Consider the following 23,494-nt stretch of genomic DNA (forward strand, 5'->3'; position numbering starts at 1 on the left):
ACATCATAGTTGGGGACGCGCTGGCGGCCGGCTGGCCAGGCCCTGGTTGGCCATGGCGGACAATGCACGGTCCGCCGGCCGGCGCGGCCGCCCGGCACCTCGCCTTCCTTTCCCGTTCCCGTGAGACCTTCTTCTTCCTCTTCCAGCCGCATGACCGCGCTCGAGCGGCGGGCCAGCGGTTCCCTGGCGTCGGTGTTCGCCGCCCGCATGCTGGGGCTGTTCCTGGTGCTGCCGGTCTTCGCCCTGGAGGCCGCGCGCTACCCGGGCGGCGACGACCCCGCGATGATCGGCCTGGCCATGGGCATTTACGGCCTGACCCAGGGCCTGCTGCAGATCCCCTTCGGCATGGCGTCCGATCGATTCGGCCGCAAGCGCACCATCATCGCGGGACTGCTGGTGTTCGCCATCGGCAGCTTCATCGCCGCGGCCGCCGGCAGCTTGTTCTGGCTCATCGTCGGGCGCTCGCTGCAGGGCGCCGGGGCCGTGTCGGCCGCCGTCACCGCGCTGCTGGCCGACCAGACCCGGGACGAAGTGCGCACCAAGTCCATGGCCCTGGTGGGCGCCAGCATCGGGCTGATGTTCGCGCTGTCGCTGGTGGCGGCGCCGGTGCTGGCCGGCCTGGTCGGGCTGTCTGGCCTGTTCGCCCTCACCGGGGTGCTGGCGCTGGGCTGCATGGCCATCATCCGCTGGTGGACCCCGCCCGAGCCGGAGCAGCACCGCGCCGTGGCACGCGGCGGGCTCATGGAGGTGCTGCGGCACCCTCACCTGCTGCGCCTGGACGTGGGCGTGTTCGTGCTGCATGCGGTGCAGCTGGCCATGTGGGTGGCCGTGCCGGGCCTGCTGGTCGCCGCCGGGCTGGCCGCCGAGCACCACTGGCGTGTGTACCTCCCTGCCGTGCTGGCATCCTTCGTCGTCATGGCGGCGGTGCTCTTCCCCCTGGAGCGGCGCGGCTACCTGCGGGCGGTCTTCCTGGGTGCGGTGGCGCTGATCACGCTGGTGCAGCTGGGCTTCCTGCTGGTGGCGGGCCAGCCGGGCGTGGTCGAGCTGGCCGTGCTGCTCTTCCTGTTTTTCTGCGGCTTCAACGTGCTGGAAGCCAGCCAGCCCAGCATGGCCTCGCGCCTCGCGCGCGCGCAGGTTCGCGGGGCGGCGCTGGGCGTCTACAACACCCTGCAGTCCATCGGCTTCTTCGCCGGCGGCGCGGCCGGCGGCTGGCTGGCCAAGCACGCGGGCGTGCATGGCGTTTTTGGCGCCTGCGCCGCCTTCATGCTGCTGTGGCTGGCGGTCGCCTGGCACATGCGCGCGCCGGTCGCCGCGCCGACGGCCGAGCAGACGCTGGCCGACGAAGCGCAGGCCACATAATCGCCCGGATCATTCCGGAGGAACCTCATGGCATCCGTCAACAAAGTCATCCTCGTCGGCAATTGCGGCCGCGATCCCGAAATCCGCTACCTGCCCTCCGGGCAGGCCGTCGCCAACGTCAGCGTGGCCACCTCCAGCCGCCGCAAGGACAAGACCAGCGGCGAGACGGTGGAAGACACCCAGTGGCACCGCGTCACCTTCTATGACCGCCTGGCCGAGATCGCCGGCGAGTACGTCAAGAAGGGCCGTCCCATCTACGTGGAAGGCCGCCTGAAGTACGGCAAGTACACCGGCCAGGACGGGGTCGAGCGCAACACGGTGGACATCATCGCCACCGAGTTGCAGCTGCTCGGCGGCCGCGAGGGCATGGGCGGTGGCGGTGGGGGTGGCGGCGACGACGAGTTCGCGGGTGGCGGCGGCGGTGGCGGCGGTGCCCCGCAGCGCCGGGCGGCCGCGCCGGCATCGCGCCCGGCCGGCGGTGGCGGTGCTCCCCAGCGCCCGGCCCCTGCGTCCAAGCCGGCGCAGGACTTCAGCGACATGGACGACGACATCCCTTTCTAAAGCCTTCATTGCATGTTGATGGAAGGCTTGTGCCCCTGGGGTTCGAGCTTTTCTTTCCTTGGATTCCATGACTGGCGGGTGCGACGGGCCTGACCCCGATGGGCACCGGTCGCGCTGCGGCTGGCGCACAGGGCGCGGGCTTGTGCCAGGTGTCAGCGCAGCTGATACAGGAAGTACAGCCCCGCGACGTAGGCCACCAGCACCGCCGCCGAGTCTGTGCCCATGCGCAGCACCGTGCGGTCCTGTCGCTCGATCAGTCCCCCCATGTAGATGGCAGCCAGCAAAGCCCCGAGCAAGCTGGCGAACTGGGAGAACCTGCCCAACTCGTTGATCACCGGCCCGCCCCGCCAGGCGATGTCCACCACGAACACCAGTCCCACGTTGAACAGGTTGGTGCCGAAGATGTCCGAGATCGCCATCTCCAGCCGGCGCAGTTTGACCGCAGCCAGGACCGAGCTGAGCTCGGGCAGCGAGGTGGAAATCGCCACTAGCACGGCGCCCACGAAGCTCTGGCCCAGGCCGGTCTGGCGTGCGAGGGCGTCGCCCGTGCGGCTCAAGACGTAGCCGGCCACGAGGATCGCGAGTCCGCCGAGCGCCAGTTTCCAGGTGAGTGACTTCACCGATTCTTCGGCCGATGCCGACGCTTGCTGATCGCGCCACTTGCGTCGTTCCTCGCGCCGCCGCCGCTGGCCTTCGGACATGTTGGCGACCCAGGCGTGGCGGTCCTGTGAATGCGAGATCTTCCAGATCGCGAACACATAGAGCCCCAGCAGCGACCAGGACCATGCACCTGCACCCAGGAAGGCCACGTCGCCCACCATGAGCGCTACCGCCAGCAAGGTCAGCAGGAGGATGTTCATCACCACCTGCAGCAGCACGACCGAGGAGCCAGCGACCACGGTCAGCGCGTCTTTTCCGAAGACCGCATCCGCCACCGCCAGGAGCGCGATCTGCAAGGCGATGCTGCCCAACAGGTTGTTCACCGCCAGCGACGGACTGTCGGTGACCGCCGAACTCAGCGAGACCGCCACCTCCGGCAGCGAGGTGATGCCCGCCAGCAGCACCAGTCCCACGGCGGCGTGCCCGACGCCGGTGGCCGTGGCCAGCGCGTCCGCGTAGTGCGCGACTCGTGTCCCGGCGATCCACACGATGACGGCCGCGACGGCGAATACAGAGGCGTTGAGCCAGAGGGGTTGGCCCTGGAAATCGAGGAGGATACCCATGCAGAAAGCGTCCCAGGTGGGGTCGCTCGCGATGCTCTCGTGCTCCGGCTCGGTCGTGTGGGTTCGCTTTCAGTTCGGTGGGCTTGTTACCCTGACTTCAGCGGCCGAACGTCCGCCGCGTAGCAGCAGGCTCGCGCGGGCCTCGACGGCGTCTTGGCCTACGCAATCAGCGCGCAGCCCCCTGCTCATCCGCTGCTGTCGATCACGCCCCCACCCAGGCAGACCTCACCGTCGTAAAGCACCGCCGACTGTCCCGGCGTGACGGCCCACTGCGGCTCGCCGAACGCCAGGCTGAGGTGGCCATCTTCGGCGCCCGAAAGCGTGCAAGCCGCATCCTGCTGCCGGTAGCGCGTCTTGGCCGCGTAGGCGCCCGGCACCGGCGGGGTGCCGGCGATCCAACTCGCGTCCGCGGCCTTCAACTGTTGCGACAGCAGCCACGGATGGTCGTGCCCCTGCACCACCCACAGCACATTCTTCTGCACGTCCTTGCGCGCGACGAACCAGGGTGCGTGCTCGCCGCCGCCCTTTTGCGCGCCGCGCTCGCGGATGCCGCCGATGCCCAGGCCCTGCCGCTGGCCCAGCGTGTAGAAGCTCAGCCCCTGGTGCTGGCCGATGGTGCGGCCGCGCTCGTCCTTGATGGGCCCGGGCTCCTTGTGCAGGTAGCGGCCGAGGAACTCGCGGAAGGGCCGCTCGCCGATGAAGCAGATGCCGGTCGAATCCTTCTTCTTCGCGTTGGGCAGGCCGATCTCCGCCGCCAGCCGCCGCACCTCGGACTTGTGCAGCTCGCCCACCGGGAACAGCGTCTTCGACAGCTGCTGCTGGTTCAGGCGGTGCAGGAAATAGCTCTGGTCCTTGGACGGATCCAGCCCTTTGAGCAACTCGAAGCGGCCATCGCGCTCACGCACCCGCGCGTAGTGGCCGGTGGCGATCTTGCCGGCCCCCAGGCGCATGGCATGGTCCAGGAAGGCCTTGAACTTGATCTCGGCGTTGCACAGCACGTCGGGATTGGGGGTGCGGCCGGCCTGGTATTCGCGCAGGAACTCGGCGAAGACCCGGTCCTTGTACTCGGCCGCGAAATTGACGTGCTCGATCTCGATCCCCAGCACGTCGGCCACGCTGGCGGCGTCGACGAAATCCTCGTTCGACGAGCAGTAGCCCGTGTCGTCGTCGTCTTCCCAGTTCTTCATGAAGATGCCGACCACCTCGTGGCCCTGCGCCTTCAGCAGCCAGGCCGACACCGCGGAATCGACACCGCCGCTCAGGCCCACCACCACCCGCTGTCTTGAAACCATGGGGCCGGATTATCCCGGCCGCTGCAAGTCCACCACGCTGGGGTCGGTATGGATGAGGGCCAGCGGATGCCGCACGCCCGCCAGGTAGTCCTCCATGCAGCGCAGCACCAGCGGACTGCGGTGACGCTCCACGCTGGCGCGGACTTCATCGGGCGTCATCCACAGCGTGCGCACGATGCCCAGGTCGAGCGGGCGCCGTGGATCGTGCGGTCCCAGCGCGCCGCAGTAGGCAAAGCGCAGGTAGGTCACGTCCTCGTCGGTGCTGGCGCGCTGGAACCGCGACAGGTACACGCCCACCAGCGCCGTGGGCTCGAAGACGTGCCCCGTCTCCTCCAGCGCCTCGCGCGCGCACCCGTCTTCGGGCGGCTCGCCCGGCTCCAGGTGCCCAGCCGGGTTGTTGAGCCTGAGCCCTTCGACCGTCTCTTCTTCGATCAACAGGAAACGGCCATCACGCTCGATGATGGCCGCCACGGTGACACTGGGTTTCCAACGGCTGTCGCTCATGCGGCGCGATGATAAGGATCCCTGTCCGCGTCACAGCCAGGTCGCCGGTGGCGCCCGGCCGGGGGGAGGCGCCGCAGGCGCTTCGGGGGGTCAAGCCTCGTATTCATTCGCCCCCTGCACCCAGATGAACGACTGCACGTCGATCATGTCGCGCGCCCGCAGCCCGGGGCGGCGCTCGAGGTCGCGGCGGATGATGGCCGCGAAAGTCAGCAGCGACTCGTACACCCGCCACGAGGGCGCGGGTTGGTAGGCCAGGTCGAAGCCGTAGGCGTGCGAGGCCTTGCGCGTGACGCGCGGTTTCAGGAACAGGTGCCGGTCGGGCCGGGCGATGAAGCCGAAGGCGGTGACCACCGGCCACGTGAGCACGCGCCCACGGGTGCGCGGCAGCTCGGTCACGGCCTGCAGCCAGTCGTCGAAGCGGCGCTGCGCCGGGCCGCGGCCCCACAGGAAGGCGTACAGCTCGTGCGCGAAGAGCCGGGCCCCGGCGGCCGGGCGCAGCGCGTCGCGCAGCGCCATCTTCTCGAACGAGAACAGCAGGTTGGTGCGCGACTCGATGCGCAGGGCGGTGTCGGCGATCTGCCGGTATTCGCCACGGGCGAGCAGCTTGCGAAAGGCGTCCGGGCCGAGTTCGGCCTGCCACTCCATGTGGGCACGTTCGCGGTGCGATCGCTCGGCGATCAGGTACGCCTCGTCGCTGAAACCGTCGGGGTAATAGAGCTCGAATTTGCGGCGACAACGCGCCGCACCGAGGTAGCTGACGTTGTTCGCGCGCGCGCCGCCAGCGCTTTGGGAGAGGTGTGCCAGTCGTGCCATCGCGGCAGTTTTTGGTCTGGGCCATGCTCAGCAATGTCGGACGCCGCCTCGGGTCCTTGTAGGACCCGTCTGCGCCAGCGCGGCGCCTGCGCCCGGGGCGGATGAGCGCTTCATGTAAGCTCCTGTTGCGCCCCGACACGATTCCGGTCCCCTTCAGAATTCCGAGGAGAGCCTTCATGCAGATCGGTGTACCCGCCGAAACCACGGCGGGTGAAACCCGTGTGGCTGTCACGCCCGAGACGGCGAAGAAACTGGTGGCCCAGGGCCACGTGCTCAAGGTGGCTTCGGCGGCCGGCCTGGCGGCCAGCGTCCCCGACGAGGCCTTGCGCGCAGCCGGTGCCGAGATCGTGGATCAGGCGAGCGCCCTGGCTTGCGACCTGGTGCTCAAGGTGCGGCCGCCGCAGGGTGCCGAACTCGCCGCGCTGCGGCCCGGGGCAGCCGTGGTCGGCATGCTCAACCCGTTCGACACCGAAGGCCTGCAGCGACTCGCCGCCACCGGCGTCACCGCGTTCGCGCTCGAGGCCGCGCCCCGCACCACCCGCGCGCAGAGCATGGACGTGCTCTCCTCGCAGGCCAACATCGCGGGCTACAAGGCCGTGATGATCGCCGCCAACGCCTACCAGCGCTTTTTCCCCATGCTCATGACCGCCGCCGGCACGGTGAAGGCCGCGCGCGTGGTGATCCTCGGAGTCGGCGTGGCCGGCCTGCAGGCCATCGCCACCGCCAAGCGCCTGGGCGCGGTGATCGAGGCCTCCGACGTGCGCCCCAGCGTCAAGGAACAGGTCGAGTCGCTGGGCGCCAGGTTCATCGACGTGCCCTACGAAACCGCCGAGGAGAAGGAAGCGGCCGAAGGCGTGGGCGGGTATGCCCGGCCCATGCCGCCAAGCTGGCTGGACCGCCAGAAGCAGGAGGTGGCCAAGCGGGTGGCCGCGGCCGACATCGTGATCACCACCGCCCTCATTCCCGGCCGGCCCGCGCCGGTGCTGGTGACCGAGGAGATGGTGCAGGCCATGAAGCCGGGCTCGGTCATCGTCGACCTGGCGGCGGCCCAGGGCGGCAACTGTCCGCTGACCGTGCCGGGCCAGACCGTGGCGCGGCACAACGTCACCCTGGTGGGCGAGACCAACCTGCCGGCCCTGGTGGCCGCCGATGCCTCGGCGCTGTATGCGCGCAACGTGCTCGACTTCCTGAAGCTGGTGCTCACCAAGGAGGGCACGCTGGACATCAACCTCGAGGACGACATCGTGGCCGCGTGCCTGGTGGCGCAGAACGGCCAGTTGCGGAGCAAGAAGTAAATGGACATCTCACCCACCGTCATCAACCTGATCATCTTCGTGCTGGCGGTCTACGTCGGCTACCACGTGGTCTGGAACGTCACCCCTGCGCTGCATACGCCGCTGATGGCGGTGACCAATGCGATCTCGGCCATCGTGATCGTCGGGGCCATGCTGGCGGCGGCGCTCACCGTCGGCGGCTGGGCCAAGACCATGGGCGTGCTGGCCGTGGCACTGGCCGCGGTCAACGTCTTCGGCGGCTTCCTGGTCACGCGCCGCATGCTGGAGATGTTCAGGAAGAAGGAGCGCAAGCAACCGGGGGAGGGGGCCAAATGATTCTCAGCATGAACCTCGTGACGCTGCTGTACCTGGTGGCGTCGGTGTGCTTCATCCAGGCCCTCAAGGGCTTGTCGCATCCCACCACCTCGATCCGCGGCAACCTGTTCGGCATGGCCGGCATGGCCATCGCCATCGTCACCACCGCGGCCCTCATCGTCGGCCTGACCGGCGGCATGGGAGCAGGCCTGGGCTGGGTGCTGCTGGGGCTGCTGGTCGGCGGCTCCGTGGGGGCCGTGATGGCCTTCCGCGTCGAGATGACCAAGATGCCCGAGCTGGTCGCCTTCATGCACAGCATGATCGGCCTGGCGGCGGTGTTCATCGCGGTGGCGGCCGTCACCGAGCCGCAGGCCTTCGGCATCGCCCGCGCCGTGGGCGAGATCCCGGCGGGCAACCGGCTCGAGCTGTTCCTGGGCGCGGCCATCGGCGCCATCACCTTCTCGGGTTCGGTGATCGCCTTCGGCAAGCTCTCCGGACGCTACAAGTTCCGGCTGTTCAGGGGCGCACCGGTGGTGTTCGCGGGGCAGCACATGCTGAACCTGGCGCTCGGCGTGGCGACCGTGGTCCTGGGCCTGTTCTTCATGGCCACTGAAAACTGGCCGGCGTTCTACCTGATGCTGCTGCTGTCTTTCGTGCTGGGCGTGCTGATCATCATCCCGATCGGCGGGGCCGACATGCCGGTGGTGGTGTCGATGCTCAACTCGTACTCGGGCTGGGCGGCGGCAGGCATCGGCTTCTCGCTGAACAACAGCATGCTGATCATCGCCGGCTCGCTGGTGGGGTCGTCCGGCGCCATCCTGTCCTACATCATGTGCAAGGCGATGAACCGGTCGTTCTTCAACGTGATCCTGGGCGGCTTCGGCGGTGACACCGCGGCCGCGGCGGCGGGGGATGCGGTGCAGCGCAGCGTCAAGAGCGGCAGCGCCGACGACGCGGCGTTCATCCTGGGCAACGCGGAGACGGTGGTGATCGTGCCCGGCTACGGCCTGGCGGTGGCGCGGGCGCAGCACGCCGTGAAGGAGCTGGCCGAGAAGCTCACGCACAAGGGCATCACGGTGAAGTACGCCATCCACCCCGTGGCCGGCCGCATGCCCGGCCACATGAACGTGCTGCTGGCCGAGGCCGAGGTGCCCTACGACCAGGTGTTCGAGATGGAGGACATCAACGGCGAGTTCGGCCAGGTCGACGTGGCCATCGTGCTGGGCGCCAACGACGTGGTGAACCCGGCGGCGCTGCAAAAGGGCACCTCCATCTACGGAATGCCCATCCTCGAGGCCTACAAGGCCAAGACCATCATCGTGAACAAGCGCTCCATGGCCGCGGGCTACGCCGGCCTGGACAACGAGCTGTTCTACATGGACAAGACCATGATGGTGTTCGGCGACGCCAAGAAGGTGGTCGAGGACATGGTCAAGGCGGTCGAGTAGACGGCCGGCAAACCCTGGCAGTGGCACCAGGGCCCCGTGTCCTGCTAGGGAAAACAGGTGCCGGCGGGACTGCTGTGCTCGCTAACAATTTGGCAGCCCGTGCTTTCGGGCCTCGCCGAATTGGAGGACACACCATGACAGAGCGCCCCTGGCTAGACGCCTATCCACCGGGAATGCCGGCCGACATCGATCCCTCGGCCTACGCGTCGCTCGTGGAGCTGATGGAGGAGAGCTTCCGCAAGCACGCCGACCGCCCCGCCTACGTCTTCATGGGCAAGAGCTACCGGTTCGGCGAGGTCGACGTCCAGAGCCAGGCGCTGGCCGGCTACCTGCAGGCGCTGGGCCTGGAGCGCGGCGACCGGGTGGCCCTGATGATGCCCAACGTCCCCCAGTACCCGGTCGCCGTGGCGGCGGTGCTGCGCGCCGGCCTGGTGGTGGTGAACGTCAACCCCCTCTACACCTGGCGTGAGCTCGAGCACCAGCTGGCCGACTCGGGCGCCAAGGCCATCATCGTGCTGGAGAACTTCGGCGCCACGCTGCAGGCTTGCATCGCCCGAACGCAGGTCCGCCACGTGGTGTTGGCGGCGATGGGCGATCGGCTCGGCGTCCTCAAGGGCGCGGTGGTCAACCACGTCGTGCGGCGGGTGCGCAAGCTGGTGCCGGCGTTCGAACTGGCCGGCGCCGTGCGTTTCAACCAGGCGTTGGCGCGCGGCGCCCGGCAACCGTTCAAGCGTCCGGTGCTCGGCCCCGACGACGTGGCCGTGCTGCAGTACACCGGCGGCACCACCGGCGTCGCCAAAGGCGCGGTGCTGCTGCACCGCAACCTCATCGCCAACACCTTGCAGTCCGAGGCCTGGAACGATCCGGTGATGCGCAAGGTGCCGCAGGGCGAAGCGTCCACCACGGTCTGCGCCCTGCCGCTCTATCACATCTTCGCTTTCACGGTGGGACTGCTGCTGTGCATGCGCACGGGCTCGCGCCTGATCCTGATTCCCAACCCACGGGATTGCGCGGCCCTGCTCAAGGCGTTGTCAGGGCAGGTCTTCCACAGCTTCCCGGCCGTGAGCACCTTGTTCAACGCCATCCTCAATCACCCCGACTTCGCCAAGGTGGACTGGTCCCACCTGAAGGTCTCGATCGGCGGAGGAATGGCGGTGCAGAGCGCGGTGGCCAAGCGCTGGCTGGAGCGCACCGGCTGCCCGATCACCGAGGGCTATGGCCTGTCGGAAACCTCGCCGTCGGTGAGCTGCAATCTAGTGACGCGCCGCGACTTCAGCGGCAGCATCGGCCTGCCGCTGCCGTCCACCTGGATGCGCTGCATCGACGACGCGGGCGACGAGGTGCCGGTGGGGCAGCCCGGCGAGATCGCGATCAAGGGGCCGCAGGTCATGCCCGGCTACTGGCAGCGTCCCGACGAAACGGCCAAGGTCATGACGCCCGACGGCTTTTTCCGCAGCGGTGACATCGGCACCATGGACGAGCAGGGTTATTTCCGCATCGTCGACCGCAAGAAGGACATGATCCTCGTGTCCGGTTTCAACGTGTACCCCAACGAAATCGAAGACGTGGTCGGCAGCATGCCCGGCGTGCTCGAGTGCGCAGCCGTCGGCGTGCCCGATGAACGCAGTGGCGAGGCCGTGAAGCTGGTGGTGGTCAAGCGCGACCCCGCGCTTGACGAGCACCAGGTGCGTGAGTACTGCCGAGAGCGGCTCACGGGGTACAAGCGGCCGCAGCTGATCGAGTTCAGGCCCGACCTGCCCAAGACGCCGGTGGGCAAGGTGCTGCGCCGGGAACTGAGGTAACCCCCCGAGCGCCTTGCGGCGCCTCCCCCCGAGGGGGGCGCAACCAGCGGCCCGGCCAAGCCGGTTCCGCGGTTGCTGCTGGAGGGACCTGTCGCGTCCCGACGGCCTCGCAAGCTAGTTTTATTCGGTGCGAAGATGGACGGGTGAACCTCAGGAGAACGTGCCCATGATCGCCATCGTTTCCGCCATGCACGAAGAGCTTTCCGCGGTGCTGGCGCTCATGCCGCACGAACAGCGCGAGCAGGTGGCTGGCCGCGACTTCTGGCGCGGCGAGCTGCACGGGCATCCGGTGGTGGCCGTGCTCTCGGGCATCGGCAAGGTGGCCGCGGCCACGACGGCCGCCGTGCTGGCCCAGCGCTACGGCGTGCGCCAGATCGTGTTCACCGGCGTGGCCGGCGGGCTGGCGCCGCAGGTGAAGCGGGGCGACGTGGTGGTGGCGCGCAGCTTCCTGCAGCACGACCTGGACGTGAGCCCGCTGTTCCCGCGCTATGAGGTGCCGCGGTACGGCAAGGCGGAGTTCGCCACCGATGCGGCGCTGAGCGACCGCCTGGCCGAGGCGGTGTGGCGTGCGCTGCCCGGCACGGCGCTGCACCAGGGCCTGGTGGTCAGCGGTGACCGCTTCGTCGACACCGCCGCCGAAGCCCTGGAATTGCAGCAGGACCTGCCCGATGCGCTGGCGGTGGAGATGGAAGGCGCGGCCATGGCGCAGGTGTGCGAGGACCATGGCATCGGCTTCGCCGCGGTGCGGACCATCTCGGACCGGGCCGATGACGAAGCCTTCGGCGACTTCGTGAGCTTCCTGGGCGAGGTGGCCAGCCGCCACACGGCGGCGATCGTGCAGGCGCTGCTTACTTGAGCCAGCCGCGCTTGCGGAAGTACCACATGGGCACCACGGCGCTGGACACCATGAGCGCCAGGGCGAAGGGATAGCCGGCGGCCCAGTCGAGTTCGGGCATGTAGCGGAAGTTCATGCCGTAGATGCTGGCGATCAAGGTGGGCGGCAGCAGCGCCACGCTGGCGACCGAGAAGATCTTGATGATCTTGTTCTGGTTGATGTTGATGAAGCCGACGGTGGCGTCCATCAGGAAGTTGATCTTGTCGAACAGGAAGGCCGTGTGGTTGTCCAGCGATTCGATGTCGCGCAGGATCTGCCGCGCATCGTCGAACTGGCCGGCCGAAAGCATGCGGCTTCGCATCATGAAGCTCACCGCGCGGCGGGTGTCCATCATGTTGCGGCGGATGCGTCCGTTGAGGTCTTCCTGGCGCGCGATGCGGCCCAGCACCTCGCCGGCGCGTTCGTCCGTCACGTCACCGGCCAGCACCTGCTTGCTGACCTGTTCGAGTTCGTCGTAGATGCCTTCCAGCGTGTCGGCCGAGTACTCGGCGTCGGTGTCGAACAGGCTCAGCAGGACTTCCTTGGCATCCTCGATCAGGCCCGGTGCGCGGCGCGCCCGCATACGCAGCAGGCGGAACACCGGCACGTCTTCCTCGTGGATGGAGAACAGCACGCCCTTGCTGCGCACCGATTCGTTCACCAGGTTGAGGATGAAAGCCACCCGCACCGTGCGCGGCTCGTCGTCGCCGGCGATCAGGAAGTCGCTGCGGATATGCAGGTCGCCGTTGTCTTCTTCGTAGAACCGCGCCGACTCCTCGATGTCCTCGTAGGTGGCGTCCTTGGGGATGGAGAGGTTGTAGTACTCGGTGACCCAGCGCGTTTCTTCCGGCGTGGGCGATTCGAGGTCGACCCAGATCGGCTGGAAGCGGGACAGCTCCTCCAGCGATTCGATTTCTTCCTGGAACAGGCGTCCGTTGACGAGCGTGAAGATGTTGAGCATTGCTGCGTCCGTGACGGGGCCGGCAGTCGCGCGCGGGATGGGCAGGCGCTCGGCCTGCGGCGGCGTGGATTATGCCCGCGCGAGCTCGTCCTGGTGGTCGAAGAATGCGAGCAATCCGACGCTGTTGGCGAGGGCGTCGCGCTCTCCCATCTCGATCAGCGCTTGCACGTACGGACCTTCGAACATCAGGTAGCTGGCGAGCGAGCCGCCCTGGCGCAGGCCGCCCAGGGCACGCCGGATGGAGCGGGGCATGGAGTTCAGGTGCTCCAGCGCGAGGGCGTCCACCGACTCGGAAGGTTCGAGGTAGAGGGTCTGCACCGGGCGGTACTTCATGGAGGTCGCGACATCGCGCGGCAGTTGCTCCAGCGTGCGGTTCACGCGGTGCGCCTGCTCCACGTCGGCTCGCACGGTGTCGTGGAAGACGCCCGCCAGGGCGTGGCCGGCGATGCTCGAAAAGCTGGGCGGCCCGCCGTCCACGGTCCAGCCTTCGCTGCGCAGCGTCTTGCTGGCGCCGATCACAAGGACCTGGTTGGCGCCCAAGCGCATGGCCGGCGCCAGGGGCGAGATCTGCCGCAAGGCGCCGTCGCCGAAGTACTCGCAGCGCTGGTCCACGTCGAGCGGCACGGGTGGAAACACGAAGGGAATGGAACTGGATGCCAGCAGGTGATCCACCGTGATGGGCTGGAACTCGCCGCGCCGGCCCGGCTTTTTCCAGGGCCGCTGCGACGCGTTGTCCGCGGTGTGGCAGAAGGTCCAGTGCGTGCCGGTGCTGTAGCTCGATGCGGTGACGGCCAAGGCTTGCAGCCGGCCCGATCGCAGGCTGCGGTCGATTTCTGCCAGCGAGAAGCGCTGCGTGAGCGTGTCCAGCAGCGGCCGGTTGTCCAGCATGGCGCCCTCGCGCCGGGCGCGGCCCCACAGGTGCAGTGCCGTGGCCAGGCGGGAGACCCCGGTCCAGGCGCCGTCGGGAAGGCGGTACACCGCCTCGCTGACCAACTCGGACCAGAGGGCGCCCAGTTCATAGAAGGCCGCCAGATCCTGGTGGGCGTTGATGGCCAACGCGGTGGCGTTGATCGCTCCGGCCGAGGTGCCCACCACGATCTGGAATGGAAAAGGTGCGCCGTACCCGAAGCGTTCTTCGATCAGGCCCGCCAGCCCCCGCAGCACGCCCACCTGGTAGGCGGCCCGGGCTCCGCCACCCATGAGCACGAGCGCCCGGACCGGTGGTGTCGGAGCAGGGTTGTCGGGTTGGAGGAGGACGTCGCTGAGCATGGCCGGCTGAGCAGCCATGGTAGGGCAGCGGGCGACCTGGCGCCAGCAAAAAGGCTACTCGTTTCCATTCGTTTCAGTCGAAGGACGTACATCGCATTTGAGGATGGACTTCATGTAGGCGGTGCTGGCCGCCTCGGCCTCTGCGGTCTCGGCGGCACTGCAGTCGGCCGGCACCCAGCAGTGGTACTCCCGCAGGAAGGCGTCCGCCGCCGTCATCTGCACGCACATGTCGGTGGCCAGCCCGCATATCACCAGCTGGCGCGCGCCCATCTCGGACAGCAGCAGCTCCAGTGGCGAGCCGAAGAAGGCCGAATGGCGCGGCTTCAAGATGGTGATGTCGCTGTCCTGCGGCTCCAGCAGCCGGGCGATCTCGCCCACGTTGCCAGGGCGCTTGACGCAGTCCGCCACCAGGGTGCGGAAGTCGGACTGCCAGAAGCCGTAGTTGTCGTTGGCATAGACGGCGGGGACCCCCTGCGCGGCCAGCCGATCCTTGAGCCGCCGCGTGGCCTGGGCCGCTGCCCGGGCCCTGGGGGCGAGCCGCTCGGCGCCTGGAAAATCCAGCGGATTGATGTAGTCGACCAGCAGCAGCACGCGATCGCTCTGCGGCGTGTCCGGGCGGCGGTGTTCGGAGCGTGGAGGAGGTGGCATGGCGCGCATCGTGCCTGTGGGTGGCCCCCGCGGCCGGCCGGATGCGGCCCACTCCGCGGAAGGAAGATTCCTACACAGCCGCGTCGGAACGTCCGACATACCGGCTGAGGCGGCTTCCCTACATTGGGCCCGATCGTCATCCGAAGTGCCCATCCCATGATCCAGCTCGCGACCGACCCGAACGCCAGCCGCGCCGGCTGGCGACCTTCAACCTCTGCCGAAGCCGCCAAGCGCGCCTCGGCCCCCCGCGCCCGCGCGGGCCACGCCTGGCCTTTCCTGAGCAAGCTGGCCGAGCGCCCTGCCACCCCGGACTCGCCCAAGCCGGGCGGCCAGGACGGCGGCAGCTGAACCCGCATCAAGTTGTAGCCGGAGTTCCCATGGCCCTTGAAGTCACCGAGCGCACCCGCCCGATCGACCTGCCGCGCGACAAGCCGCAGGTGGACCGGACCGAACAGCACGCCAACCTCGATCGGCGCCCGGGGGCGCTGCTGCATCCCCGTGCCCGCAGCTGGCAACAGCTTGCGAAGCCCGCGAATTGGGACGCTTATCGCAAAGTGGCTGCGCCTGGCTGGCGCTGAGTCGCCACATTCTTCGCGACGCCCTGGCTGGTCCAGGGCGTTGTCGCTTCTGAAGTGAAGGTGCTGGCTTGCGCTGCGTCAAGTGCCTGGCTATTCCCCCAAGGACGCGCCGCCATTCGGATTGAAATTCAGCAGGCACCGGCGCATAGTGGCCCTGGGGTGCGCGAACTCCCGGGTTCGAGGCCACCCTTTCTCTGCCAGGCAAGTCAACACAGGAGAACGCCAATGAACTTGACGATCAGCGGTCACCATCTTGAAGTCACGCAGGCTCTTCGCAACTACGTACTCGCCAAGCTGGAACGCATCACTCGTCATTTCGATCAGATCGAGGATATTCGCGTGCGACTGGTCATCGAGAACGAGACCGAGAAGGATCGACGGCAACGTGCCGAGTGCCTCATTCATGTGAAAGGCAGCGACCTGTTCGCCGAGAGTTCGCACGAGGACCTGTACGCGGCCCTGGACCAGCTGGCCGACAAGCTCGACCGCCTGGTGGGTCGATACAAGTCCAAGGTCCAGGAGCACCACCACCGTACGCCCAAGCGACTCGCGGTCGCTTGATTGGCCAAGGCGCCCGAGGGCGCTTTTTTTGCGTCGGGCCCGTCCTGGCTCTGCGGTCGGGCAGGCGCGAGGTCGGGTGCATAATTCACTCCCCCATGAACCGCCTCGCGTCCATCCTGCCCGTCGCTCAAGTGCTCGTGAGCGTCGATGCCACCAGCAAGAAGAGGGCCTTTGAGGAAGCCGGGCTGCTGTTCGAGAACCTGCACGGGCTCTCCCGCGCCCTGGTGACCGACAGCCTCTTCGCCAGGGAGCGACTGGGCTCCACCGGGCTGGGCCACGGCGTCGCCATTCCGCACGGTCGCATCAAGGGCCTGAAGTCGCCCATGGCGGCCCTGTTCCAGCTGGAACAGCCGATCGGCTTCGACGCCCCCGACGAGCAGCCGGTCAATCTCCTGATCTTCCTGCTGGTGCCGGAGGCGGCGACGCAAAAGCACCTGGAGATCCTTTCCGAAATCGCCGAGCTGCTCAGTGACTCGCCGTTGCGCGAGAAGATGAAGAGCAGCGGCAGCGCCGATGAGCTGCATGGCTTGATCGCCAACTGGCAGTCGGCCCAGTCGGACTGAACGCCAACGTGACCGCACCCGCGCCGTGAAGCCGACGGTCGTCAGTGCCGATGTCCTGTTCGAGGACCATCGCGGGCAGCTCCGGTGGGAGTGGATCGCCGGCCTCGGCGCCTCCGAGCGGCGCTTCGACGAAGTGGCCATCCGGGCGGCTCGTTCCGGCGCTGACCTGGTCGGCTACCTGAATTACATCCATCCCTACCGGGTCCAGATCATCGGCGAGCGTGAGATCGCCTATCTGACCAATGCCACGCAGGACGACTGCGCCCGGCGTATCGCCCGCATCGTGACGCTGGAGCCGCCGGTGCTGGTGCTGGCCGACGGCCAGGTGGCGCCGGACGCGCTGATCGCCATGTGCGAGCGCGCCCAGATCCCGATGTTCGCGACGGCCGAATCGTCGGCTTTCGTCATCGACGTGCTGCGCGCCTACCTGTCCAAGCATTTCGCCGAGCGCACGTCCATGCACGGCGTGTTCATGGACATCCTCGGACTGGGCGTGCTGATCACCGGTGAGTCGGGTCTGGGCAAGAGCGAGTTGGGCCTCGAGCTGATCTCGCGCGGCAACGGGCTGGTGGCCGACGACGCGGTGGACCTCTATCGCATCAACCAGACCACCATCGAGGGCCGTTGCCCCGAGCTGCTGCAGAACCTGCTGGAGGTGCGCGGCATTGGCCTGCTCGACATCCGCGCGATCTTTGGCGAGACGGCGGTGCGCCGCAAGATGCGGCTGAAGCTGATCGTGCACCTGGTTCGGCGCGAGACGCTGGAGCGCGAGTACGAGCGGCTGCCCTACGAGCCGCTGACCCAGGACGTGCTGGGGGTGCCTATTCGCAAGGCGGTCATCCAGGTGGTCGCGGGCCGCAACATCGCCGTTCTGGTGGAAGCGGCGGTGCGCAACACCATCCTGCAATTGCGCGGGGTGGACACCTACCAGGAATTCGTCGAGCGCCATCGTCGCGCCATGGAGCGCGACCAGTAGGAGCCTGGGCGGCAGAGGGACGGGCCCGCGTTGGGCCTTCTCAGGGCCGGCGTGGCCGGTGGGGACAATCGGCCTTGGTGCAGTGGGCGTACAGGCTCAGTGCATGGTCTGCGATCTCGAAGCCCTTGGCGGCCGCCACCGCATGCTGCCGCTTCTCGATCTCCGCGTCGTAGAACTCCTCGACCCGGCCGCAGTCCAGGCACACCAGGTGGTCATGGTGCTGGCCCTCGTTGAGCTCGTAAACCGCCTTGCCACTTTCGAAGTGGCTGCGCGAGAGGATGCCGGCCTGCTCGAACTGCGTGAGCACGCGGTACACCGTGGCCAGGCCGATGTCGGAACGCTCTTCGAGCAGCACGCGGAACACGTCTTCCGCGGTCATGTGGCGCTGCGCGCCTTTCTGGAACACATCGAGGATCTTCAGCCTGGGCAGGGTGGCCTTGAGTCCCGTGCTCTTGAGTTCGTCGATGTTTGTCATGTGCCGCGCTGTGCCAAGGCCAGCGAGGGCCGGCCGCTACAATGGTTCGATCATAAACGCCAGCCTCCTGATGCCTGCCCCATCCCTTCGCCTGAGCCGCTTCGCCATGGCTGTCTTGGCCGGTGTCGCTCTGAGCGCCTGTGGGGCCCTGGACTCCTCCACCAGCCGTCTGGCGTCCTCGCTCACGCCGCACCGGCCCCCGATCGTGCAAGGCAACTTCGTCTCGCGCGAGCAGGCCGAGCAGCTCAAACCCGGCATGTCGCGCCAGCAGGTGCGCGAGATCCTCGGCACCCCGCTGGTAAGCAGCCTCTTCCATGCCGACCGCTGGGACTACGTCTTCACCCTCAGGCGACAAGGCCGGCCCGAGCAGTCGCACCACCTGACCGTGTATTTCCGTGGCGACGCCCTCGACCGGTTCGAGGCAGACAAGCTGCCCACCGAATCGGAGTTCGCCGACCAGATCGACACCCGTCGCCGTACGGCTCGCGTGCCGGTCCTCGAGGCCACCGAGGCCCAGCTGCAACGCTTCGAGCGGCCCGGAGCACCCGCCGCGCCCGTGCCGGTGCAGCCGCCCGCCAGCGCCAGTTATCCCCCGCTGGAGTCCAGCGCCGTCCGTTGAACAAGAACACCATGGCGATTTCCGCCCCGACCCCTTCCGTGCATCGCGTGGCCGTCGCCGGCGCATCGGGCCGCATGGGACACATGTTGATCGAGGCCATTCGGGCCGCCGACGATTGCCGCCTGGCTGGCGCGCTCGACCTGCCCAGCAGCCCGGCCATCGGCAACGATGCCTCGGCGTTCCTCGGGCACGCGAGCGGCGTGCCCGTGACGGCCGATGTGCGCGAGGGGCTGTCCGATGTCGATGTCCTGATCGACTTCACCCGGCCCGAAGGCACGCTGGCTCACCTGGCCGCCTGCCGCGAACTCGGGGTGGGCGCGGTGATCGGCACCACCGGCTTTTCCGACGCCCAGAAGGCCCAGATCGCGGAAGTGGCGCGTGACGTGCCGATCGTCATGGCGCCCAACATGAGCGTCGGCGTGAACGTCATGCTCAGGCTGCTGGAGACGGCGGCACAGGCCCTGGCGTCGGGCTACGACATCGAAGTGATCGAGGCGCACCACCGGCACAAGGTCGACGCCCCGTCGGGCACGGCCCTCAAGATGGGCGAGGTGATCGCCGAGGCGGTCGGCCGTGACCTCAGGCAGTGCGCGGTGTACGCCCGCGAGGGCATCACCGGCGAGCGCGATCCATCCACGATCGGGTTCTCCACGATCCGCGGGGGCGACATCGTGGGCGACCACACCGTGCTCTTCGCCGGCACCGGTGAGCGCATCGAGATCACGCATCGCTCCAGCAGCCGGGCCACCTACGCGCAGGGAAGCTTGCGTGCGGTGCGCTTCCTCGCCGGACGCAGCAGCGGCCTGTTCGACATGTTCGACGTGCTGGGGCTGCGCCCGTGAGCGGGTCCGCCTGCCCGTCCCCGCGGCTTGGCCCCACGGTGCACTAAGTGGCCGTCTGGGAGCTGCTGCGCCAGGGAGACGCGCTCACGCAGGTGCTCGCGCTCCTGCTGCTGTTCATGTCCGTCGGCAGTTGGGTCGTCATCGTCTGGAAGGGGTGGCTGCTGCGGCGCGCAGCCCGTGACGTGCCGCGCGGCACCGCTGCCTTCTGGCAGGCCGGCTCGGTGGCCGAGGCCTGCCAGCGGCTGCCTCATTTCGATCGCGAGTCGCTGGTGCTGCCCCTGGTGCAGGCCACCCAGGCTCCGGCGCCCGGTCTGCTCGGGGCTGCCGGAGACCGCAGCCAGCAGCTCACGCGGCTGCTGCGCGATGCGCTGCACCGGGTGCTGGACAAGCTGCAGTTCGGCCAGGTCCTGCTGGCCACGGTCGGCTCGACGGCCCCCTTCATCGGACTGCTCGGCACCGTGTGGGGCATCTATCACGCGCTCACCGGGATCGCCGCCGCGGGCCAGATCACCATCGACCAGATCGCAGGCCCGGTCGGGGAAGCCCTGGTCATGACCGCGGCCGGACTCGCGGTCGCGATTCCCGCGGTGCTGGGCTACAACATCTTCGGCCGGCTCATCGCCCGCATCGAAGCCGACCTGGAAGGCTTCGCCCTCGACCTGCGCGAGCTGCTGGCCCAGGCGCCGCATTCGGCAGCGGATGACCTCGGCGCTTCCGAAGGCATGCGCGCACCTGGCGTGGCCAGCGTCGGTGCCTGAGGCATGAGCTTCGGCCGGCTCGAGCGGGCCCAGGGCAGCAAGCCCTTCAGCGACATCAATGTCACGCCGCTGGTCGACGTCATGCTGGTGCTGCTGGTGATCTTCATCGTCACCGCACCGCTGCTGGCCTCGTCGATCCGGCTCGACCTGCCACGCACCGACGCGGCGCAACCCGCCGAACCGGCGGTCGCGATCACGGTGGCGCTGGACGCGCAGGGCGGGCTGTTCGTCGACGAACAACCGGTCGATGCCGCGCAACTGGCCGGGCGGCTGGCGCAGGCGGCGGCGGCCAACCCCGACACCGAGATCCAGTTGCGGGCGGACCGCGGCGTGCCCTACGGCCGTGTGGTGGAGGTCATCGGGGCGGCACAGCAGGCGGGCCTGAATCGCATCGGTTTCGTCGCCGAGCGCCCGTAGGCGAGCGGGCCGGGCGCAGGGCGGCACGACAGCCCACCCTACAATTTGCGCCACCATGCAAGACAAGTACAACCACCTGGAAGTCGAGCGCGCGGCGCAGGCGCACTGGACCGCCCGCGATGCCTACCGGGTCGTCGAGGATTCGCACCGCAAGAAGTTCTACGCCTGCTCGATGCTGCCGTACCCCAGCGGCAAGCTGCACATGGGCCACGTGCGCAACTACACCATCAACGACATGCTCACGCGGTACCTGCGCATGAGCGGCTACAACGTGTTGATGCCCATGGGATGGGATGCCTTCGGCCTGCCGGCCGAGAACGCCGCGCTGAAGAATGGCGTGCCGCCGGCGAAGTGGACCTACGACAACATCGCCTACATGAAGAAGCAGATGCAGGCGATGGGGCTGGCCATCGACTGGTCGCGCGAGGTCGCCACCTGCGATCCGGCCTACTACCGCTGGAACCAGTGGCTGTTCCTCAAGATGCTCGAAAAGGGCATCGCCTATCGCAAGACCCAGGTCGTCAACTGGGACCCGGTGGACCAGACGGTGCTGGCCAACGAGCAGGTCATCGACGGCAAGGGCTGGCGCACCGGTGCCGTGGTCGAAAAGCGCGAGATCCCGGGCTACTACCTCAAGATCACCGACTACGCCGAGGAGTTGCTCCAGCACGTGCAGCACAAGCTGCCCGGCTGGCCGGAGCGCGTCAAGTTGATGCAGGAGAACTGGATCGGCAAGAGCGAGGGCGTGCGCTTCGCCTTCACGCACGACATCCGCGACGACGCCGGAGAGCTGATCGGCGGCGGGCGCATGTACGTGTTCACCACGCGCGCCGACACCATCATGGGCGTGACCTTCTGCGCCGTGGCACCCGAGCATCCGCTGGCCACCCAGGCGGCCCGCCGCGATCCCGCGCTGGCCGCCTTCATCGAGGAGTGCAAGAAGGGTGGCACCACCGAGGCCGAACTCGCGGTCAAGGACAAGGAGGGCATGCGCACCGGCCTGTCGGTGATCCATCCCATCACCCAGGAGCCGGTCGAGGTCTGGGTCGGCAACTACGTGCTCATGGGCTACGGCGACGGTGCCGTGATGGGCGTTCCCGGCCACGATGAACGCGACTTCGCCTTCGCGCAGAAGTACGGCATCCCGATCGTGCAGGTGGTGCAGATCGATGGCGAAGCCTACGACTACGGCCGCTGGCAGGACTGGTATGCCGACAAGGAGCGCGGGCTGACCTGCAACTCCTTCGACTTCAGCGGCTTCAACTACAAGGATGCGGTCAATGCGGTGGCCCATGCGCTGGAGCGCAAGGGCCTGGGCGAGAAGAAGACCACCTGGCGCCTGCGTGACTGGGGCATCAGCCGCCAGCGCTACTGGGGCACCCCGATCCCCATCATCCACTGCGAGGAGCACGGCGCGGTGCCGGTGCCCGAGCAGGACCTGCCGGTGGTGCTGCCGCCCGACTGCGTGCCCGACGGCACCGGCAACCCGCTGAACCGCCGAGAGGACTTCCTGCGCTGCACCTGCCCGGTATGCGGCAAGGACGCGCGGCGCGAGACCGACACCATGGACACCTTCGTGGACAGCTCCTGGTACTTCATGCGCTATTGCGATCCGCAGCTGGACACCGCCATGGTGGGCGAGGGCACCCGCTACTGGATGCCGATGGACCAGTACATCGGCGGCATCGAGCACGCCATCCTGCACCTGCTGTACGCGCGCTTCTGGACCAAGGTCATGCGCGATCTGGGCCTGGTCACCATCGACGAGCCCTTCACCAGGCTGCTCACGCAGGGCATGGTGCTCAACGAGGCGTTTTCCCGCACCACCACGGGCAAGCAGTACTACTGGCAGCACGAGCTGGACATCGAGCGCGACGAGCACAACCGCGTGATCTCGGCCCGTTCCAAAGCCGATGGCCTGCCGGTGGACTACGAGGGCTGGACCACGATGTCCAAGTCCAAGAACAACGGCGTCGATCCGCAGGCGCTGATCGAGAAATACGGCGCTGACACCGCCCGCCTGTACACCATGTTCACCGCTCCGCCCGAGGCCACGCTCGAATGGAACGACGCGGCGCTGGAAGGCAGCTATCGCTTCCTGCGCCGGGTCTGGCAGTTCGGGCAGAAGCTCGGTGGCCACGAGGCGGTGGCCGGCCAGACCCACGCGCTGGCCCACCCGAGCGGCTTCGGCAAGGCGGTCAAGGCGCTGCGCCACGAGATCCACACGGTGCTGCGCCAGGTCGACTACGACTACGGCCGCATGCAATACAACACCGTGGTCTCCGGCGCCATGAAGATGCTCAACGCGCTGGAAGACTTCAAGGCGCCCCAAGAGCCGGGCGCCCGTGCCGCGCTGGCGGAAGGCTTCGGCATCCTGTTGCGCGTGCTCTATCCGGCCACGCCGCACATCGCCCATGCGCTGTGGCAGCAGCTCGGCTACGCCGACCTGCACGGTGACCTGATCGACGCCCCCTGGCCGCACCTGGACGAACAGGCGCTGGTGCAGGACGAGGTCGAGCTGGTGCTGCAGGTCAACGGCAAGCACCGGGGCACCATCTCGGTGGCCGCGGGCGCGAGCCGCGAAGACATCGAGCGCGCAGCGCTCGCAAGCGAGGCCTTCCAGAAGTTCGCCGAGGGCAAGGCGCCGAAGAAGGTCATCATCGTTCCCAGCCGCCTGGTCAACGTCGTCGTCTGAACGTGAGCCCTTCCTCGAAGCGCCTTCGGCCTGGCCGTGCGTTCGGTCACTTCTGTCGTGCAGACGTGCGAGCCGCATCGTGAGGTGAACCCATCGTGGATCGTCGTTCCCTGATCGTCATGGCCGGGCCCGCGCTGCTGGGGGCTTGCGGCTTCCAGCTGCGGCAGCCGCCCGAATTCGGCTTCGGCAGCGTCTACCTGGCGGTGCCCGGCAATTCGCCCTTGGTGGCCGAGCTGCGGCGCAACCTGCAGTCGGCGCGCAACCTGCGCGTGCTCGACGCGGGGGAGCCGCCGCAGTCCGCGGACGTCGTGCTCGAGCTTGGGCCCGAGCGGCGGCTGAAGACCGTGGTGGCGCGCAGCTCCGGCGGGCAGATCCGCGAGTTCCAGTTGCGCACCATCATCAGCTTCAACCTGCGCCGGCCCAACGGGGCCACGGTCATTCCGCCGACCGAACTGAGCCAGCACCGGGACATCAGCTTCAACGAATCGGCCGTGCTCTCCAAGGAAGCCGAGGAGAACCTCCTCTACCGCGACATGCAGGCCGACCTGGTGCAGCAGCTCATGCGGCGGCTGGCGGCCGTGAAGACTTGACCCCCCCGAAGTGCCGGCGGCGCCTCCCCCCAGGGGGCGCCACCGGCGGACGGGCGGAGCCGGATCCGCGGTGGCAC

26 protein-coding genes are annotated in these 23,494 nt (G+C 68.1%); 18 read left to right on the forward strand and 8 right to left on the reverse strand.

Going from position 1 to position 23,494, the window contains the following annotated elements:
• The first annotated feature begins 150 nt into the window (after positions 1-150).
• Positions 151-1,359 carry an MFS transporter gene (locus tag JI739_RS13505; RefSeq protein ID WP_201684435.1) on the forward strand — a complete coding sequence of 403 codons (1,209 nt, stop codon included), beginning with the start codon at positions 151-153 and terminating at the stop codon, positions 1,357-1,359.
• 27 nt (positions 1,360-1,386) lie between these two features.
• A complete protein-coding gene (gene ssb, locus JI739_RS13510) occupies positions 1,387-1,920 on the forward strand; it encodes a single-stranded DNA-binding protein (protein WP_201684436.1) in 534 nt (177 codons plus the stop codon).
• 152 nt (positions 1,921-2,072) lie between these two features.
• Here ssb and JI739_RS13515 read toward each other — a convergent pair whose 3' ends face one another.
• The 4 genes from JI739_RS13515 to JI739_RS13530 all read right to left on the reverse strand — a co-directional run bounded on the left by JI739_RS13515 (position 2,073) and on the right by JI739_RS13530 (position 5,752).
• Complete coding sequence (locus tag JI739_RS13515; protein WP_201684437.1) at positions 2,073-3,143, reverse strand: sodium:calcium antiporter; 1,071 nt, start codon at positions 3,141-3,143, stop codon at positions 2,073-2,075.
• 185 nt (positions 3,144-3,328) lie between these two features.
• Entirely contained in the window at positions 3,329-4,435 is a 1,107-nt protein-coding gene (gene mnmA / locus JI739_RS13520) for a tRNA 2-thiouridine(34) synthase MnmA (protein ID WP_201684438.1), read from the reverse strand.
• 9 nt (positions 4,436-4,444) lie between these two features.
• Positions 4,445-4,939, reverse strand: coding sequence for an NUDIX hydrolase (locus JI739_RS13525; RefSeq protein WP_201684439.1), 495 nt, complete (start codon positions 4,937-4,939; stop codon positions 4,445-4,447).
• A 90-nt stretch (positions 4,940-5,029) separates the two neighbouring features.
• Positions 5,030-5,752, reverse strand: coding sequence for a hypothetical protein (locus JI739_RS13530; protein ID WP_201684440.1), 723 nt, complete (start codon positions 5,750-5,752; stop codon positions 5,030-5,032).
• 176 nt (positions 5,753-5,928) lie between these two features.
• Between JI739_RS13530 and JI739_RS13535 the strand changes: the two genes are divergently transcribed.
• From JI739_RS13535 to JI739_RS13555, 5 genes are all read left to right on the forward strand, one after another.
• Entirely contained in the window at positions 5,929-7,047 is a 1,119-nt protein-coding gene (locus tag JI739_RS13535) for a Re/Si-specific NAD(P)(+) transhydrogenase subunit alpha (protein WP_201684441.1), read from the forward strand.
• On the forward strand, positions 7,048-7,362 hold the full coding sequence (locus JI739_RS13540) for an NAD(P) transhydrogenase subunit alpha part 2 (protein WP_201684442.1): 315 nt from the start codon (positions 7,048-7,050) through the stop codon (positions 7,360-7,362).
• Positions 7,363-7,370: 8 nt separating this feature from the next.
• Entirely contained in the window at positions 7,371-8,789 is a 1,419-nt protein-coding gene (locus tag JI739_RS13545) for an NAD(P)(+) transhydrogenase (Re/Si-specific) subunit beta (protein WP_201684443.1), read from the forward strand.
• A gap of 134 nt (positions 8,790-8,923) precedes the next feature.
• Entirely contained in the window at positions 8,924-10,591 is a 1,668-nt protein-coding gene (locus tag JI739_RS13550; protein WP_201684444.1) for a long-chain-fatty-acid--CoA ligase, read from the forward strand.
• Between the two features lie 166 nt (positions 10,592-10,757).
• Positions 10,758-11,447 carry a 5'-methylthioadenosine/adenosylhomocysteine nucleosidase gene (locus tag JI739_RS13555; protein WP_201684445.1) on the forward strand — a complete coding sequence of 230 codons (690 nt, stop codon included), beginning with the start codon at positions 10,758-10,760 and terminating at the stop codon, positions 11,445-11,447.
• Here the strand turns inward: JI739_RS13555 and corA are convergent.
• The 3 genes from corA to JI739_RS13570 all read right to left on the reverse strand — a co-directional run bounded on the left by corA (position 11,440) and on the right by JI739_RS13570 (position 14,343).
• Positions 11,440-12,426, reverse strand: a complete 987-nt coding sequence (corA, locus tag JI739_RS13560; protein ID WP_201684446.1) for a magnesium/cobalt transporter CorA — start codon at positions 12,424-12,426, stop codon at positions 11,440-11,442. The genes JI739_RS13555 and corA overlap by 8 nt on opposite strands.
• A gap of 69 nt (positions 12,427-12,495) precedes the next feature.
• Complete coding sequence (locus JI739_RS13565) at positions 12,496-13,695, reverse strand: patatin-like phospholipase family protein (protein WP_201684447.1); 1,200 nt, start codon at positions 13,693-13,695, stop codon at positions 12,496-12,498.
• A 54-nt stretch (positions 13,696-13,749) separates the two neighbouring features.
• Positions 13,750-14,343 carry a cysteine hydrolase family protein gene (locus JI739_RS13570; RefSeq protein ID WP_201684448.1) on the reverse strand — a complete coding sequence of 198 codons (594 nt, stop codon included), beginning with the start codon at positions 14,341-14,343 and terminating at the stop codon, positions 13,750-13,752.
• A 156-nt stretch (positions 14,344-14,499) separates the two neighbouring features.
• On the opposite strand from JI739_RS13570, the gene JI739_RS13575 reads away from it, so the two are divergent.
• From JI739_RS13575 to hprK, 5 genes are all read left to right on the forward strand, one after another.
• Positions 14,500-14,691, forward strand: coding sequence for a hypothetical protein (locus tag JI739_RS13575; RefSeq protein WP_201684449.1), 192 nt, complete (start codon positions 14,500-14,502; stop codon positions 14,689-14,691).
• 29 nt (positions 14,692-14,720) lie between these two features.
• The gene (locus JI739_RS13580; RefSeq protein WP_201684450.1) at positions 14,721-14,921 is read left to right on the forward strand and encodes a hypothetical protein; all 201 of its coding nucleotides are present in this window, start codon (positions 14,721-14,723) and stop codon (positions 14,919-14,921) included.
• 225 nt (positions 14,922-15,146) lie between these two features.
• On the forward strand, positions 15,147-15,482 hold the full coding sequence (gene hpf, locus JI739_RS13585) for a ribosome hibernation-promoting factor, HPF/YfiA family (protein ID WP_201684451.1): 336 nt from the start codon (positions 15,147-15,149) through the stop codon (positions 15,480-15,482).
• Positions 15,483-15,577: 95 nt separating this feature from the next.
• Positions 15,578-16,045 carry a PTS sugar transporter subunit IIA gene (locus JI739_RS13590; RefSeq protein WP_201684452.1) on the forward strand — a complete coding sequence of 156 codons (468 nt, stop codon included), beginning with the start codon at positions 15,578-15,580 and terminating at the stop codon, positions 16,043-16,045.
• A gap of 25 nt (positions 16,046-16,070) precedes the next feature.
• Positions 16,071-17,021, forward strand: coding sequence for an HPr(Ser) kinase/phosphatase (gene hprK, locus JI739_RS13595; RefSeq protein ID WP_201684453.1), 951 nt, complete (start codon positions 16,071-16,073; stop codon positions 17,019-17,021).
• 40 nt (positions 17,022-17,061) lie between these two features.
• On the opposite strand, the gene fur is transcribed toward hprK, so the two are convergent.
• The gene (gene fur / locus JI739_RS13600; RefSeq protein ID WP_201684454.1) at positions 17,062-17,496 is read right to left on the reverse strand and encodes a ferric iron uptake transcriptional regulator; all 435 of its coding nucleotides are present in this window, start codon (positions 17,494-17,496) and stop codon (positions 17,062-17,064) included.
• 70 nt (positions 17,497-17,566) lie between these two features.
• Here fur and JI739_RS13605 point away from each other — a divergent pair, with 70 nt between their 5' ends.
• The 6 genes from JI739_RS13605 (at position 17,567) to JI739_RS13630 (ending at position 23,417) form a co-directional block, all read left to right on the forward strand.
• A complete protein-coding gene (locus tag JI739_RS13605) occupies positions 17,567-18,115 on the forward strand; it encodes an outer membrane protein assembly factor BamE (protein WP_201684455.1) in 549 nt (182 codons plus the stop codon).
• An 11-nt stretch (positions 18,116-18,126) separates the two neighbouring features.
• Positions 18,127-18,957: a 4-hydroxy-tetrahydrodipicolinate reductase gene (gene dapB / locus JI739_RS13610; protein WP_201684456.1), complete on the forward strand. Its 831-nt coding sequence runs from the start codon at positions 18,127-18,129 to the stop codon at positions 18,955-18,957.
• A 47-nt stretch (positions 18,958-19,004) separates the two neighbouring features.
• Positions 19,005-19,715: a MotA/TolQ/ExbB proton channel family protein gene (locus JI739_RS13615; RefSeq protein WP_354003725.1), complete on the forward strand. Its 711-nt coding sequence runs from the start codon at positions 19,005-19,007 to the stop codon at positions 19,713-19,715.
• A 3-nt stretch (positions 19,716-19,718) separates the two neighbouring features.
• Positions 19,719-20,132, forward strand: coding sequence for an ExbD/TolR family protein (locus JI739_RS13620; protein ID WP_201684457.1), 414 nt, complete (start codon positions 19,719-19,721; stop codon positions 20,130-20,132).
• Between the two features lie 55 nt (positions 20,133-20,187).
• Positions 20,188-22,827 carry a leucine--tRNA ligase gene (gene leuS / locus JI739_RS13625; protein WP_201684458.1) on the forward strand — a complete coding sequence of 880 codons (2,640 nt, stop codon included), beginning with the start codon at positions 20,188-20,190 and terminating at the stop codon, positions 22,825-22,827.
• A 95-nt stretch (positions 22,828-22,922) separates the two neighbouring features.
• Complete coding sequence (locus tag JI739_RS13630; RefSeq protein WP_354003726.1) at positions 22,923-23,417, forward strand: LPS-assembly lipoprotein LptE; 495 nt, start codon at positions 22,923-22,925, stop codon at positions 23,415-23,417.
• Positions 23,418-23,494: the final 77 nt, after the last annotated feature.

Origin of the sequence: Ramlibacter aurantiacus, from assembly GCF_016722895.1 — a bacterium.
In the GTDB taxonomy this organism is placed as follows: Bacteria; Pseudomonadota; Gammaproteobacteria; order Burkholderiales; family Burkholderiaceae_C; genus Ramlibacter; species Ramlibacter aurantiacus.

What these genes read in the sequence shown, in the direction of transcription:
- JI739_RS13570 (WP_201684448.1), bottom strand. Translation starts at nt 14,343, where the DNA reads ATGCCACCTCCTCCACGCTCCGAACACCGCCGCCCGGACACGCCGCAG.
- JI739_RS13590 (WP_201684452.1), top strand. Translation starts at nt 15,578, where the DNA reads ATGAACCGCCTCGCGTCCATCCTGCCCGTCGCTCAAGTGCTCGTGAGC.
- dapB (WP_201684456.1), top strand. Translation starts at nt 18,127, where the DNA reads ATGGCGATTTCCGCCCCGACCCCTTCCGTGCATCGCGTGGCCGTCGCC.
- JI739_RS13575 (WP_201684449.1), top strand. Translation starts at nt 14,500, where the DNA reads ATGATCCAGCTCGCGACCGACCCGAACGCCAGCCGCGCCGGCTGGCGA.
- corA (WP_201684446.1), bottom strand. Translation starts at nt 12,426, where the DNA reads ATGCTCAACATCTTCACGCTCGTCAACGGACGCCTGTTCCAGGAAGAA.
- JI739_RS13530 (WP_201684440.1), bottom strand. Translation starts at nt 5,752, where the DNA reads ATGGCACGACTGGCACACCTCTCCCAAAGCGCTGGCGGCGCGCGCGCG.
- mnmA (WP_201684438.1), bottom strand. Translation starts at nt 4,435, where the DNA reads ATGGTTTCAAGACAGCGGGTGGTGGTGGGCCTGAGCGGCGGTGTCGAT.
- fur (WP_201684454.1), bottom strand. Translation starts at nt 17,496, where the DNA reads ATGACAAACATCGACGAACTCAAGAGCACGGGACTCAAGGCCACCCTG.
- JI739_RS13525 (WP_201684439.1), bottom strand. Translation starts at nt 4,939, where the DNA reads ATGAGCGACAGCCGTTGGAAACCCAGTGTCACCGTGGCGGCCATCATC.
- ssb (WP_201684436.1), top strand. Translation starts at nt 1,387, where the DNA reads ATGGCATCCGTCAACAAAGTCATCCTCGTCGGCAATTGCGGCCGCGAT.
- JI739_RS13535 (WP_201684441.1), top strand. Translation starts at nt 5,929, where the DNA reads ATGCAGATCGGTGTACCCGCCGAAACCACGGCGGGTGAAACCCGTGTG.
- leuS (WP_201684458.1), top strand. Translation starts at nt 20,188, where the DNA reads ATGCAAGACAAGTACAACCACCTGGAAGTCGAGCGCGCGGCGCAGGCG.
- JI739_RS13565 (WP_201684447.1), bottom strand. Translation starts at nt 13,695, where the DNA reads ATGCTCAGCGACGTCCTCCTCCAACCCGACAACCCTGCTCCGACACCA.
- hpf (WP_201684451.1), top strand. Translation starts at nt 15,147, where the DNA reads ATGAACTTGACGATCAGCGGTCACCATCTTGAAGTCACGCAGGCTCTT.
- JI739_RS13550 (WP_201684444.1), top strand. Translation starts at nt 8,924, where the DNA reads ATGACAGAGCGCCCCTGGCTAGACGCCTATCCACCGGGAATGCCGGCC.
- JI739_RS13515 (WP_201684437.1), bottom strand. Translation starts at nt 3,143, where the DNA reads ATGGGTATCCTCCTCGATTTCCAGGGCCAACCCCTCTGGCTCAACGCC.
- JI739_RS13620 (WP_201684457.1), top strand. Translation starts at nt 19,719, where the DNA reads ATGAGCTTCGGCCGGCTCGAGCGGGCCCAGGGCAGCAAGCCCTTCAGC.
- JI739_RS13545 (WP_201684443.1), top strand. Translation starts at nt 7,371, where the DNA reads ATGAACCTCGTGACGCTGCTGTACCTGGTGGCGTCGGTGTGCTTCATC.
- JI739_RS13555 (WP_201684445.1), top strand. Translation starts at nt 10,758, where the DNA reads ATGATCGCCATCGTTTCCGCCATGCACGAAGAGCTTTCCGCGGTGCTG.
- JI739_RS13505 (WP_201684435.1), top strand. Translation starts at nt 151, where the DNA reads ATGACCGCGCTCGAGCGGCGGGCCAGCGGTTCCCTGGCGTCGGTGTTC.
- JI739_RS13580 (WP_201684450.1), top strand. Translation starts at nt 14,721, where the DNA reads ATGGCCCTTGAAGTCACCGAGCGCACCCGCCCGATCGACCTGCCGCGC.
- JI739_RS13605 (WP_201684455.1), top strand. Translation starts at nt 17,567, where the DNA reads ATGCCTGCCCCATCCCTTCGCCTGAGCCGCTTCGCCATGGCTGTCTTG.
- JI739_RS13540 (WP_201684442.1), top strand. Translation starts at nt 7,048, where the DNA reads ATGGACATCTCACCCACCGTCATCAACCTGATCATCTTCGTGCTGGCG.